This window comes from Rhodanobacter sp. FDAARGOS 1247 (assembly GCF_016889805.1).
Lineage (GTDB): Bacteria > Pseudomonadota > Gammaproteobacteria > Xanthomonadales > Rhodanobacteraceae > Rhodanobacter.
This window is the reverse complement of the sequence record NZ_CP069535.1, coordinates 916,523-929,384: the sequence shown is the minus strand read 5'-3', so window position 1 is coordinate 929,384 and position 12,862 is coordinate 916,523. Positions and strand designations below refer to the sequence as shown.

The following is a 12,862-nucleotide window of genomic DNA, read 5'->3' as shown; positions in this document are numbered from 1 at the left end:
CCTCAATTGCTCTTCAGCTGCCACGCCGGCTGCACCTGCGCGGCGCGCCAGGTGGGATAGAACGCGGCCAGCACGGTGGCCGCGATCGCCACCAGCAGGGTCATCGCCACCAGCGACAGGTCGAGATGCGCAAGCCTGGCGATCTCCGGCTCGAACAGCAGGCCGACGCCGAACATGCCCAGTGCGGTGAGCAGCAAGCCGAGCACGCCACCGGCCAGACCCACGGCGCCCGCCTCAATCAGGAACTGGTGGTAGATCTCGCGCCGCGGCGCACCCAATGCGCGGCGCACGCCGATCTCGGCGGCGCGGCGCATGAACTTCGCCAGCAGCAGGCCGATGGTGTTGACCAGGCAGATCGCGAAGAAGCCCAGCGCCACCATCAGCGAGATGCGGCTTTCCGGCGGCACCACGTGCATGTGGTCGAGCCAGTCATTGACGTCGCGCAGGCGCACGTTCGGCGCCCAGTGGAAGCGGCCGGCGCGTTGCTGATCGGCAGCATAGTGGGTCAGGAATTCGCGGTAGCTGTTCGCGGCGGCCGGATCGGCCAGTTCCACCCACACCGGGATCCACACGCATTCGCCGTGCAGCCAGGCTTCGCGGCCGACACCGAAATCCGTATTGCTGCCGCAGTTGTTGCGCCCGGAGGTGTCCATCGCCACATCGATCGCGCGGGTGAACGGCAGGTACAGCTGCACCGGGTCGCCGAAGGCGTTATGGCTGAACAGGTCGTAGAAGCGCGGCTTCGGATCCCAGTGCGCGGTCACCCCGACGATGCGGTAGCTGTGCCGGTCCATGGTGATCTCGCGGCCCACGCTGTTGGCGCCGTTGAAAAGCTGCTGGTTGAGCTCGTGGCTGATCACCGCCACGGCGGCGCGGCCGTCGTCGTCGCCGGCATGCCAGGCGCTGCCGTACTCGAACGGCACGTCGAACATGCTGAAGAAGTCGGCATTGGTGGCGTAGCCGTCGGCGATGAACGGCAGGCTCTGGTTGCCCTCGGGCAGCACCGACGGCGCCACGTTGAAGAACAGCGTCTGGTGCGTGGCCTTGTGCGCCGCGACCACGGTGGTGGCGTCGGTGTAGTTGAGTGCCTCGGGCGGCTCGCCGTTGTCGTTGTACTGCGGACCGCGGTTGTCGATCAGCACCGTGTACAGCTGCGAGGACTTGGCCGGGATCGGATCACCCGACACCGCGCGGAACACCGACCAGGTGATCATCGACGCGGCCACGCCAAAGCCCACCGCCATCACCATCAGCGCCGTGAGCATGGGGTTGCGCCGCAAACTGCGCAGGCCGAGTTGAAGGTAATAAGCGAACATGCTTGGGTTCCGGGAATGGGGAATGGGGAATCGGGAGTGGGAAGCGGCGGCCTCGCGAGCACTTGCTCTCAACGACTCCCTGTTCCCAACTCCCCATTTCCTGCCTCTCAGCCATGCGCCCCGTCGGCGGCGGCGTGCGCGGTGTGGAAGCGCGGGTCCTCGGACAGCTCGACCACCTGGCCGTCGATGATGTGCACGTTGCGCTGGGCACGGGCGGCCAGCTCCGGGTCGTGCGTGACCATCACGATGGTGGCGCCGTCGCGGTGGATTTCCTCGAGCAGTTCGAGCACGCCGCGGGCCATCTGGGTGTCCAGGTTGCCGGTCGGTTCGTCGGCCAGCAGCAGGCGCGGCGAGCCGGCCAGCGCACGGGCGATCGCCACGCGCTGCTGCTGGCCGCCGGAGAGTTCGGCCGGGTAGTGCTTGGCGCGCGAGGCGAGGCCGACGCGCTCCAGCGACTCCATGATCCGCTGCTTGCGCTCGGCCGCCTTCATGCCGCGGTAGCGCAGCGGCACTTCGATGTTGTCGAACACGTTGAGGTCGGGGATCAGGTTGAACGCCTGGAAGATGAAGCCGATCTTCTCGTTGCGGATCTTCGAACGGGCGTTGTCGTTGAGGTTGCTCACCTCGATGCCGTCGAGGTGGTACTCGCCACCGGTGAAGGTTTCCAGCAGGCCGGCAATGGTCAGGAAGGTGGTCTTGCCCGAGCCGGACGGACCGGTGACGGCGACGAACTCGCCCTCCTTCACGTCGATGTTGAAATCGCGCAGCGCATAGGTCTCCACCACTTCGGTGCGGTAGACCTTGGACAGGTGGGTCATCTTCAGCATGGTTACGTCCTTTGGTGGTGGTGTTGTTTTGCCCCTCCCCTGCACGCAGGGGAGGGAGATGATCGTCAGTTGCTTATCGCGACCGTGGCCGCGCTCTTGAAGCTGTCGGTGCCGGAGATCACGATGCGGTCGCCTTCCTTCAGGCCTTCGAGGATCTCCACCTTGTCGATGCTGGAGGCACCGACGCGGATCGGGGTTTTCTTGGCGATGCCGTCGCGCACCAGGTAGGCGTAGCTGCCGCCGGATTCGTCGACGAAGGAGCCGCGCTGCACGGTCAGCACGTTGTCGCGCTTGTCCAGCAGCACGCGCACCGACAGGCGCTGGTTCTGGCGCAGCTGCTTCGGCGTCTCGCCCTCGAAGCGCAGGCGGGCGGCGACCTGGCCGTTGACCACTTCGGGCGAGATCGCGCTGACCAGGCCCTTCCAGGTGTGGCCGTTGCCGCTGATCTCGCCGGCCATGCCGATGCCGAGGTCGCGGGCGAAGCTTTCCGGCACCTGCATCTCCACCTGCAGCGCGGACAGGTCGATCACGCTGAGCAGCTGGGCATCCTTGGCCACGGTGGCGCGCTCGGCGATGAACAGCTGGCCGACCTGGCCGTCCACCGGTGACTTCACGTTGAGGTCGTCGACCTGGCGCTGCAGGTCCTTCACCAGCAGCAGCTGGCGCTCGTGCGCAAGCTTCTTCGACTGGATGTCGAAGTTGAGGCTGGCGTTGTCCATGCCCAAGTCCGCCTGCGCATGCTGCAGGGTGATCTTCGCCTTCTGCAGCGCGTCCTTGGCGCGGTCCACGTCCATCCCCGGCACGGCACCCTTGGCGAACGCTTTCTGGTTGCGGTCGAGATCGCGCTCGGCGGCCTGCTCGTCGATCCTGCCGTTGTCGAACGCCTTCTGCAGTTCGCCGCGCTTCTTGCGCGCGTCGATCTGCGCGCGCTGGTAATCCACTTCCATCGCGTCGGCGTTGCTCTGTTCCTGCGCCAGCTTGTTGGTCAGCTCGGGGCTGACGATGGTCGCCAGCACCTGGCCGATCTTCACCGTGTCACCGGCGTGCACCTTCAGCGTGACCGCGCCGCCGGAAGTGGCGTACAGGGTCGGGCTGACCGCCGCGACCACCTTGCCCTCGGCGGCGATGTCGCGCACGAACGGGCCGCGTTCGACGGTGGCGAACGCCAGCCGCGAACTGCTCACCGACGCGGAGGCCGAGAACATCCGGCTGATCCCTGGCGCCAGCCAGGCCAGCAGGGCCAGCACCAGCACGCCGGCGCCCGCCAGGATCAGCCGGCGTTTGGGATGGGATTTGATCTGGACCAGTTTGTCCTGCGCAGAAGTGTCGCGAATCATCATGCCGTTCCTGACCGCGGACAGCGCGGTTGCAGGCAGGTCGATGCAATCCGCGTGCCACCGTCGGCACGCGGAAATATTCGAAGTTATTCAATGACTTCTGCAACACCACGCGGCTGCCTCCGGTGTCCGCGGACACTCGACGGACGGTCGGACGAACATGCGGGACCCGCGGTTTTCGCGAGCTAGTCGCTGCTGGCCAGTTGCAGCGGCACCGCCTCGGCCTGTGCGATCTGGCCGGCGACTTGCCGGCCCAGCGGCGAGATCGGCAGGCACGGTTCGGCGCCCAGCACGACGAGGCCGCCCAGCCTGCGGGCGTGGAAGCGCAGCACCTTCGCGTACACCGGACGCGGCTGGCGCAGCCGGCGCGAAGGTCGATTTCCCGGCACCGCCCGGCCGTGCTCGAGCAATCGATCCCACGCCAGGTAGTCGGTGTCCGGCAACAGGTGCAGGCGGGCACAACCGCGGCCTTCGCGATCCTGGCATTCGATCCACTCGCGCGGACCTTCGCTGGTGATCGTGCCGGCAGCGGCCAGGCTGCGGGTCTGCAGCAGCGGCGCCAGCTGCATCATGTCGACCAGCAGGCCGCGGGGCCATTCGCGCAGCAGCGTGCCGTCGGGCCGCATCGGCACATAAAGCACGCTGCCCAGTTCGGGCAGGCGCTCGACCAGCTGCGCCGGCGTCGTGCGCAGGCAGCGCCAATGGATGGCCGGGGCCGGCCTGGCCCGCCGCAGATCCTGCAACCGATGGACTGGCGGAACGAACATCGATCACCTCGGGCGGAATGGCCCGGCGGGCGCCGCAAGCGACGCGCTGGCTGAGGCTGGGGAGATGGGCGCCGCCCACCCGGACGCGGACGACGCAGGGCTATTTGGTCAGGATCAGCTTGTCGTTGCGGGTGAGGCGCAGGTGGTACTCGCTGCCCTGGTGCTGGATCACCAGCTCGCGCTCGCCTTCCAGCAGCGTGTGGCTGGAAACACGCCGCGCAGCCACCGGCGACGTGGCGGGCAACGCCAATACCGGTCGCTGGATCGACCGGGACGGCATGGAGTGGCTCAGTGACGGGACGGACATGGGCAGATCCACGAAAGAAGGATGACGGCTTTGATGATAATGATTCTCATTAACCTGTCAACCGCCCCGCCCGCCCGCGTGCGTTCAGGCGGCTTCGACGATCGTCCTGATCCGCTGTGCCAGCGTTGCGTCCAGCTTCGGCAACACCTCCAGCGCGCCCAGATTCTGTTCCAGCTGCTCACGCCGGCTGGCGCCCAGCATCACCGTGGACACGTGCGGATTGAGCAGGCACCAGGCGATCGACAGTTGCGCCAGGCTGCAACCCAGCTCATCGGCGATCGGCTGCAGGGCGCGCACCTTGCGCAGCCGCTCGTCACCCTTGCCCAGCACGCTTTCGCGCAACCACGCGTAATCCGGCTGCGCCAGGCGCGAGTCCGCCGGCACGCCATCGTTGTACTTGCCGCTGAGCAGGCCCGAGCCCAGCGGCGACCAGATCGTGGTGCCCATGCCGTACGCCGCGTACAGCGGCGCGTACTCCTCTTCCACCCGCTCGCGGTGCAGCAGGTTGTATTGCGGCTGCTCCATCACCGGAGCGTATAGATGGTTCTCGCGGGCGATCCGGTGCGCCTCGTGGATCGCCTCGGCCGGCCATTCGCTGGTGCCCCAGTACAGCACCTTGCCCTGGCGCACCAGCGTGTCCATCGCCATCACCGTCTCGGCGATCGGCGACTCCGGATCGGGGCGGTGGCAGAAGTACAGATCCAGGTAATCCACGCGCAAGCGCTGCAGCGCCTGCGTGCAGGCTTCCATCACGTGCTTGCGCGACAGCCCGCGCTGGGTCGGCAGCGGCTTGTCCACCGCGCCGAAGAACACCTTGCTGGACACGCAATAGCTGTCGCGTGGAAAGCGCAGGTCCGCCAGCACGTCGCCCATCACCTGCTCGGCCACGCCGTTGTTGTAGGTCTCCGCGTTGTCGAAGAAATTCACCCCGCGATCGTGCGCCAGCGCCAGCAGCTCCCGCGCCTCCCCGCGCCCCACCTGCTTGCCGAAGGTGACCCAGGCGCCGAACGACAGCGCGGAAAGTTGCAGGCCGGACGTGCCGAGGCGGCGGTATTGCATGGGAGGACTCCTTCGTGGGGATAGTGGCCGGGCATGCCGGACGGCGAGCATGACGAACATGGCGTGAAGTCGTCCAGCGGCGTGGAGGCGACCTGATCCGGGAGCCAGGCCGGCATCGTCGCCTGTTCGCCGCACTTCCTCTTTACAAGCCCCGCGGGCAGGAGCAGTATGCATGTGTATACGATTGCATACGAAGGTATTCAGACCATGTCGATCTCGATTCCCCTTTCGGTACGGGTTCCGCAGGAAGACTTCGAGTGGCTGACCGGGCTGGACGTGCCCGGTACCAGCACGCCCTCGGACAAGCTGCGCGCCATCATCCAGCGCTATCGGCGCCAACTCGATGGCAGCGACTCCTATGAGTTGACCCTGGGCTGGCTGCGCGAACTGGTACAGCCGTTCGCCCGTGGTGTGGCCGGGTTCGAGCACCGCCGGGAGCAGCGCTCCGAAATCGTCGCGACGATGCTGGAATGGGTGCCGCAACTGATGGCCCTGCTGGCCTCCGAACAGATCGATGCCGATGCCTCGCCCGAACGCGCGCGCAAGATCGAGGACCAGCTGCTGCAACGCAGTACCGCCTTGATCAGCGCGCTGCTGAGGCTGGGCGTGGCGCCCGATGTTCCCGCTTACGACAGCGTGGCGATCGACCGGCAGTTGCCGAAACTCGCCGCGCTGGTCGACGCCGTCCGCGTCGCCCGCCAGGCCGCCTGACTGCTCGTCCTTCATCTCACCTGGAACGCAAGGAGAAAGCCATGACCGATTCATTGCAGGATCGCGTTGTCCGTCTGATCAGTGGCAGCGCGCACGCGCTGCTCGACCGGGTCGAAGGCCTGGCACCCGAGGCCACCCTCAACCAGGTGTTGCGCGAGATCGAACAGGTGCTCGGCGAAGTGCGCGTCGAACTCGGCCGCATCGAGGCGGCCAAGCACCAGCTGGCGACCCGCATGGGCAAGCTCACCGGCGAGCACGAGGAACTGGCCGCCCGCGCCGAACTGGCCGTCCAGCAGCAACGTGACGATCTGGCCGCGGCCTGCCTGGAGCGGCAGACCCTGATCGAGGACCAGTTGCCGGTGTTGCAGCAGAACCTGGAGACGCAGCGCGAACGCGCCGCAGAGTGCGAGGGCTACCTGCGTGCGCTGATGGCGCGCAAGCAGGAGCGCGAGACCATCCTGCGCGAATTCCTCGCCTCGCGCCGCCAGGAAAATGCGCCGGGACAGGCACCCGACCATGGCGGCCGCGAAAATCGCGCGGCCCGCGCCGAAAACGCGTTCGACCGGATCATGGCGCGGGAAACCGGCGTGGTAGGCTTTGCCGCCGCACAGGGGGATGCGATGAAACTCAAGGAAATCGCTGATATGCAGCGCAAGCAGCGTATCGATGAGCGTCTGGCTGCGCTGAAGATCCAGCTGGGCGAGGACCGGTGAATCCGTTCGTGCTGCCGGCATCGCTGCCCTTCCTCGCCGCACTGGGCGTGCTGTTGCTGCTCGGCCTGGTCGAGGGCTTGTCCCTGCTGTTCGGCGCCAGTGCCTGGCACTGGCTGGACGGCATGATCGAGCACGAGCCACCCGATGGGTTCCTCGGCTGGATGCATGTGGGACGCGCGCCGTTGCTGGTCCTGCTGGCGCTGTTGCTGACTGCATTTGCGCTCACCGGCTTCGCGCTGAACTTCATCGCGATGGCTTCGTTCGGCGCTCCCCTGCCGCGCCTTCTCTCCGTACCCGTGGCGCTGCTGACCAGCCTGCCGATGGTGCGCGCACTGGGAGCGCGCCTGGCCCGCTGGATGCCGCGCGAAGAAACCTATGCGGTCACCTTCGACAGTCTGGTCGGCCGCGTCGCCCACATGCTCGGCCACGCCCGGCCGGCGTATCCGGCCCAGGCGAAGGTGGCCGATGGCAACGGCCACACGCTCTATCTGATGGTCGAGCCCGACGAAACCGTCGACGAACTGGCCATCGACAGCGACGTGCTGCTGGTGCGCCAGATCAGCGGTTCGCGCTTCGCGGCCATCCCCAATCCACGCCCGGATCTGCTGGGCTGACATCCGATCAACCGCTTCAAGCAAGGAATCTTGATGAACAACCTGATTGACGTCTCCATCCTCGTTGGCATCCTGCTGCTCGGCCTGGTGGTGGTCGGCCTGATCATTGCGCGGCTGTACCGTCGTTCCTCCAAGGAAATGGCTTTCGTCCGCACCGGCATGGGCGGCCAGAAGGTGATCATGGACGGTGGCGCACTGGTGTTGCCGGTGTTCCACGAGATCATGCAGGTCAACATGAACACGCTGAAGCTGGAAGTGGCCCGCGCGGGCAAGGACAGCCTGTTCACCCGCGACCGCATGCGCGTGGACGTGGTCGCCGGCTTCTTCGTGCGGGTGATCCCCAGCGTCGAAGGCATTGCCAACGCCGCGCAGACGCTTGGCCAGCGCACCATGGCACCGGACAGCCTGCGCGAGCTGGTGGAAGACAAGTTCGTCGACTCGTTGCGTGCCGCCGCCGTGTCGATGACCATGCAGGAGCTGCTCGACAAGCGCCAGGATTTCATCCAGGCCGTGCAGCACGCCGTGGCCGAGGATCTGCTGAAGAACGGACTGGAGCTGGAGAGCGTCTCGCTGACCCGAGTCGACCAGACCCCGATGAACTTCTTCGACCCAAACAATGCGTTCGATGCCGAGGGCCTGACCAAGCTCACCGAAGCAACCCAGCTGCGCGCCAAGCAGCGCAACGAGATCGAGCAGAACACCTCGGTCGAGATCGCGCAGAAGAATTACGAGGCGATCAACCAGCGCCTGAGCATCGACCGCGAGCAGACCTTCGCCACGCTGTCGCAGCAGCAGGAAGTGGCCACTCGCACGGCCCAGCAGAAAGCCGAGGTCGCCGCCATCGAAGCACAGCGCGACCGCGAGGCGCAGCAGGCCACGATCGAGGCCGAGCGACTGGTGCGCGAGGCGCAGGTGGAGAAGGAGCGCGCCATCAAGCAGCGCCAGATCGAGGCCGAGCGCGACGTCCAGGTGGCGCAGATCGAGCAGGTGAAGCGCACCACCCTGGCCGAGCAGGAAAAGATGACCGCGATCGCCGAGCGCTCCAAGGCGCAGTCCGAAGCCGAGCGCGACGCCAACGAGGCACGGGCGCTGGCCGCCCGCGCCGAAGAGCAGGTGAAGACTGCGCGCGAAGTGGCGATCGCCGACCGCGAGAAGCAGATCGCCCTGGTTGCCGCCGAGCAGGAAGCACAACAGGAGGCCATCGGGGTGAAGGTTGCTGCCGAGGCGGAGCGCGACGCCGCCGACAACCAGGCACAGGCCGTCCGCATCAAGGCCGAAGCCGACCGGGTGCGTTTCGAAGTGGAGGCCTCCGGCATCCGCATGCGCAACGAGTCGCTGAACACGCTCGGTGCCGAGCAGGTCATGCTGCAGATCAAGCAGGCGCTGATCGCCGCCCTGCCCGGCATCATCGAGGCCTCGGTGAAGCCGATGGAAAAGATCGATGGCATCAAGATCGTGCAGGTGGACGGGCTCAACCGCGGCCATGCCGGCAACGGCCAGGCTCCGGCCACGGGCAACCTGGCCGAACAGGCGGTGTCCGCGGCGCTGGCCTATCGTGCCCAGCAGCCGATCCTCGACGCCGTGCTGGGCGAGATCGGCATGAAGGGGGACTCGCTGGCCAACCTGGTCAACGGCGTCAAGGCCGACCTGACCGCATCCACGGTTCTGCCGACAGGTCCCGCGCCCGATTCGAGTCACTGATCATTCGATGCCGGCACGCGACGAGGCCCCTGCCCTCGTCCCGCGCCGGTGTCGCGGGCCTTCCGGATCAGCGCAGCAGAAAGATCGCCAGCGCCAGTACCAGCGCGGCAAACACGCCGGCGATCACGTCGTCGATCATCACGCCGAAGCCGCCTTTCACGCGGCGGTCCAGCCAGCGGATCGGCCAGGGCTTCCACACGTCGAACAGGCGGAACAGGGCGAAGCCGACGACGATCCAACACCACGGCGCAGGCAGCACCAGCAACGGCAGCAGCGCAATCCACTGGCCGATGAATTCGTCCCAGACCAGGCTGCGGTGATCGTCGACGCCGAGCGCGCGGCCGGCCGCGGTGCATGCCCATACGCCGAGCGCGAAACCTGCCAGCAGGATCACCACGTAGATCGGCAACGACAGTTCGCGCAGCCACAGCCACGGCAGCAGTGCGGCCAGCGAGCCGAACGTGCCTTGCGCCACCGGCGCCAGACCCGAGCCGAAACCGGAGGCCAGCCAGCCGGCGGGCGTGGCCAGCAAGGCGCGACGTTGCTCGGCGCTCAAGGTCTTCTTTGCGCTCACGCGAAATGCTCCCAGCCGGGCCGATCCGTGTTCATCCACTCGCCATCGAGGCCGCGCACGCGCACGCCGGCGCCTTCGACGATGCGCCCGATCCGGGTCGCGCCACAGCCCAGCCGTGACAGGTCGGCCTGCACGTCGGCCACCCGCGCCGCCGGCACGGTGAAGCAGAGTTCGTAATCGTCGCCGCCGCCCAGCGCGCACTGCAGCGCAGCCGCTTCGTCGTACAGCGCCATCAGTGCCGAGGAACGCGGCAGCAATGCCGCGTCGATTTCCGCGGCTACGCCGCTGCTGTTGCAGATGTGACCGAGGTCGGCGACCAGGCCGTCGGAGACGTCGACGCAGGCGCTGGCCTGGCCGCGCAGGGCGACGCCGGCGGACAGGCGCGGTGTGGGCCGATTGAGCCGTTCGATCAGGAAGGCACGCAGGCCGGCGCGGGTGTCGTCATCGGACAGCGGTTGCTGCAGCGCCTGCAAGCCCGCCGCGGCATCGCCGAGCGTGCCGGTCACCAGCACCGCGTCGCCGACGCGCGCGCCACCCCGGGTCAATGCCTTGCCCGGCGGCACGAAGCCATGCACGGTCACGCTGATCGCCAGCGGACCGCGCGTCGTGTCGCCGCCGACCAGGGCGAGTCGATGTGGTCTGGCCAGCTTGCCGAAGCCTTCGGCAAAACCTTCGACGAAGTCGGCATCCGCCTTGGGCAGGGTCAGCCCCAGCAAGGCCCACGCCGGGCTTGCGCCCATCGCGGCAAGGTCGGAAAGATTCACCGCCAGCGCCTTCCAGCCGATGTCGGCGGCGGCCGTGCCGCGGGGGAAATGCACGCCCTCGACCAGGGTGTCCAGCGCGACCGCCAGATGCTGTCCGACCGGCGGCAGCAGCAGCGCGGCGTCGTCGCCGATGCCCAGTTGCACGTCGTCACGCGCCTGCGCGGTGAGTTCGCGGATGCGTTCGATCAGTCGGAATTCCATCGGCCGGCCCCGGTCGGCGGTCAACGGCCGTGCTGCTTCTCGACCACGCGCAGCTCGCTGGCCAGCTTGTCCAGCACGCCGTTGACGTAGCTGTGGCCGTGGTCGGCACCGAAGCGCTTGGTCACCTCGATCGCCTCGTTGATCACCACCCGGTACGGCACATCGGGGCGGAACTTCAGTTCATACGCGGCCAGGCGCAGGGCCGCGCGCTCGATCGGATCGACCTGGGCCACCTCGCGGTCGATGTGCGGCCGCAGGACTTCGTCGAGCGCGTCGACGTTCTTCTCCACGCCGTGCAGCAGGTCCTCGAAATACTCCAGGTCGGCCACTTCCATGTCCTGCTCGTGGCGGAACTGGTCGATCACCGCGTTCATGTGGCTGCCGCTGAGCTGCCACGCATACAGCGCCTGCAGCGCGCGGCGGCGGGCGCGCGAGCGCGCCTGCATGTCGATGCCCTGGTTCATCCGAGGTTCCCGTACAGGTTGACCATTTCCAGCGCGGCGATCGCGGCGTCGGCGCCCTTGTTGCCGGCCTTGGTGCCCGAGCGCTCGATCGCCTGCTCGATGCTGTCGGTGGTCAGCACGCCGAACGCCACCGGCACGCCGGAGCTGGTCGCGGCCTGGGCCAGGCCCTTGGCGCATTCACCGGCGACGTAGTCGAAGTGTGGAGTGGAACCGCGGATCACCGCGCCCAGCGCGATCACCGCCGCGTACTTGCCGGAGTTGGCCAGCTTGTGCGCGGCCAGCGCGATTTCCCATGCGCCCGGCACGCGGATCAGGTCGATCGCCTCGTCCTTGACGCCATGGCGCACCAACGCATCACGGGCGCCGGCCACCAGTGGCTCCACCACGAAGCCGTTGAAACGGCCGGCGACGATGGCGAAACGGCCCTTGGGCGTGGCGAAATCGCCTTCGATGATCTTCATTGCAGATTTCCTTGGTTGGACGCGCGGCCCAGGCAGACCGGGCATTTTACGGGTTTGCCGACGATCCTGCCCGTTTGTCCCCTCCCCGGCTCTGCTGGGGAGGATCGGGGTGGGGTCAGGCCTCGGGCGGCAGATGCGGATAGCCGCCGAAGTTGAGCCGGGCCTTGCCGCCCGAGACGCGCAGCCGCGCCGGCGCGCCGAATGGCAAGGTGAATTTGTCGGGCTCGTGGCCGGTCGGCAGGCCTCCGATCACGGCCACGCCGCTGGCCCGGCGGATCTGTTCGAAACTCTCGGCCAGGCCGTAACCGTTGTCGTAGCCGCTGGGACGGCACTGGCTGAAGTCGCCCAGTACCAGCGCTCGCTGGCGCCCCAGCACCCCGGACAGGTGCAACTGGTACAGCAGGCGTTCGATGCGGAACGGCGGCTCGCCGACGTCCTCGACGAACAGGATGCCGCCGTCGATGTCCGGGAAATATGGCGTGCCGATCAGGCTGCACAGCACCGCCAGGTTGCCGCCCCACAGCGGGCCCTCCACGTCGAGTTCGGCGTCGGCCGCCGTGCTCCACTCGAGCTGCGCCCTGGGCGCACGCACGGTGTCCCAGAAATGCCGCCAGGTGAAATCGCTGGGCGTTGCCGCGCCGAAATCGGCGCCCAGCATCGGCCCGCTGAACGTGCACAGCCCGCTGCGCGCGTACAGCGCCAGCTGCACGGCGGTGAAATCGCTGTAGCCGACCAGCAAGGTGTTGCTGTCCTGCAGGCGCTCGCGCAGGGCGTCGTAATCCAGCCCCGCCAGCAGACGCGTGGCGCCGTAACCGCCGCGGATCGCCAGCGCGATGTCGGGCAGCACGTCCAGCGTCGCCAGCGCATTGAGGTCGGCCGCGCGCTCGGCGTCGCTGCCTGCGTAGCGCTGCTCGGTACGATCGAGCACCTCCAGCCCGTCCACCGTGCAACCTGCGGCCTGCAGGCGTTCCACGCCACGCGTCATCGCGGCGCGATCGTGCGGGTAGCCGGAAGGGGCGATCAGGCGGATGCGGGTTGCGGACATG

15 protein-coding genes are annotated in these 12,862 nt (G+C 67.5%); 4 read left to right on the top strand and 11 right to left on the bottom strand.

The window, feature by feature from the left end; genetic code table 11:
* Positions 1 to 2 precede the first annotated feature (2 nt).
* The 6 genes from I6J77_RS04000 to I6J77_RS03975 form a co-directional block, all read right to left on the bottom strand.
* Positions 3 to 1,316 (bottom strand): ABC transporter permease, encoded by a 1,314-nt coding sequence (locus tag I6J77_RS04000; protein WP_204110655.1) that lies wholly within the window; start codon positions 1,314 to 1,316, stop codon positions 3 to 5.
* Positions 1,317 to 1,423: 107 nt separating this feature from the next.
* The gene (locus I6J77_RS03995; protein ID WP_204110654.1) at positions 1,424 to 2,143 is read right to left on the bottom strand and encodes an ABC transporter ATP-binding protein; all 720 of its coding nucleotides are present in this window, start codon (positions 2,141 to 2,143) and stop codon (positions 1,424 to 1,426) included.
* A gap of 65 nt (positions 2,144 to 2,208) precedes the next feature.
* Positions 2,209 to 3,480 (bottom strand): efflux RND transporter periplasmic adaptor subunit, encoded by a 1,272-nt coding sequence (locus tag I6J77_RS03990; RefSeq protein WP_204111395.1) that lies wholly within the window; start codon positions 3,478 to 3,480, stop codon positions 2,209 to 2,211.
* A gap of 185 nt (positions 3,481 to 3,665) precedes the next feature.
* Positions 3,666 to 4,247: a hypothetical protein gene (locus I6J77_RS03985; protein ID WP_204110653.1), complete on the bottom strand. Its 582-nt coding sequence runs from the start codon at positions 4,245 to 4,247 to the stop codon at positions 3,666 to 3,668.
* A 100-nt stretch (positions 4,248 to 4,347) separates the two neighbouring features.
* Entirely contained in the window at positions 4,348 to 4,554 is a 207-nt protein-coding gene (hemP, locus tag I6J77_RS03980; RefSeq protein ID WP_239309187.1) for a hemin uptake protein HemP, read from the bottom strand.
* A gap of 84 nt (positions 4,555 to 4,638) precedes the next feature.
* Entirely contained in the window at positions 4,639 to 5,613 is a 975-nt protein-coding gene (locus I6J77_RS03975) for an aldo/keto reductase (RefSeq protein ID WP_204110652.1), read from the bottom strand.
* Between the two features lie 207 nt (positions 5,614 to 5,820).
* Here I6J77_RS03975 and I6J77_RS03970 point away from each other — a divergent pair, with 207 nt between their 5' ends.
* The 4 genes from I6J77_RS03970 to I6J77_RS03955 are packed head-to-tail and all read left to right on the top strand — an operon-like array spanning position 5,821 to position 9,352.
* Entirely contained in the window at positions 5,821 to 6,324 is a 504-nt protein-coding gene (locus I6J77_RS03970; RefSeq protein ID WP_204110651.1) for a hypothetical protein, read from the top strand.
* A 41-nt stretch (positions 6,325 to 6,365) separates the two neighbouring features.
* Positions 6,366 to 7,037, top strand: coding sequence for a PspA/IM30 family protein (locus I6J77_RS03965; protein ID WP_204110650.1), 672 nt, complete (start codon positions 6,366 to 6,368; stop codon positions 7,035 to 7,037).
* Positions 7,034 to 7,651 carry an OB-fold-containig protein gene (locus I6J77_RS03960; RefSeq protein ID WP_204110649.1) on the top strand — a complete coding sequence of 206 codons (618 nt, stop codon included), beginning with the start codon at positions 7,034 to 7,036 and terminating at the stop codon, positions 7,649 to 7,651. Before I6J77_RS03965 ends, I6J77_RS03960 begins: the two co-directional genes overlap by 4 nt.
* 33 nt (positions 7,652 to 7,684) lie before the next feature.
* The gene (locus tag I6J77_RS03955; protein WP_204110648.1) at positions 7,685 to 9,352 is read left to right on the top strand and encodes a flotillin family protein; all 1,668 of its coding nucleotides are present in this window, start codon (positions 7,685 to 7,687) and stop codon (positions 9,350 to 9,352) included.
* A gap of 67 nt (positions 9,353 to 9,419) precedes the next feature.
* Here I6J77_RS03955 and I6J77_RS03950 read toward each other — a convergent pair whose 3' ends face one another.
* The 5 genes from I6J77_RS03950 to ldcA form a co-directional block, all read right to left on the bottom strand.
* Positions 9,420 to 9,926, bottom strand: coding sequence for a phosphatidylglycerophosphatase A (locus I6J77_RS03950; protein WP_204110647.1), 507 nt, complete (start codon positions 9,924 to 9,926; stop codon positions 9,420 to 9,422).
* Positions 9,923 to 10,891, bottom strand: coding sequence for a thiamine-phosphate kinase (gene thiL, locus I6J77_RS03945; protein ID WP_204110646.1), 969 nt, complete (start codon positions 10,889 to 10,891; stop codon positions 9,923 to 9,925). Before thiL ends, I6J77_RS03950 begins: the two co-directional genes overlap by 4 nt.
* A gap of 20 nt (positions 10,892 to 10,911) precedes the next feature.
* Positions 10,912 to 11,355 carry a transcription antitermination factor NusB gene (nusB, locus tag I6J77_RS03940; RefSeq protein ID WP_204110645.1) on the bottom strand — a complete coding sequence of 148 codons (444 nt, stop codon included), beginning with the start codon at positions 11,353 to 11,355 and terminating at the stop codon, positions 10,912 to 10,914.
* Positions 11,352 to 11,816, bottom strand: coding sequence for a 6,7-dimethyl-8-ribityllumazine synthase (ribE, locus tag I6J77_RS03935; protein ID WP_204110644.1), 465 nt, complete (start codon positions 11,814 to 11,816; stop codon positions 11,352 to 11,354). Before ribE ends, nusB begins: the two co-directional genes overlap by 4 nt.
* Positions 11,817 to 11,931: 115 nt before the next feature.
* The gene (gene ldcA, locus I6J77_RS03930) at positions 11,932 to 12,861 is read right to left on the bottom strand and encodes a muramoyltetrapeptide carboxypeptidase (protein ID WP_204110643.1); all 930 of its coding nucleotides are present in this window, start codon (positions 12,859 to 12,861) and stop codon (positions 11,932 to 11,934) included.
* Position 12,862 lies beyond the last annotated feature (1 nt).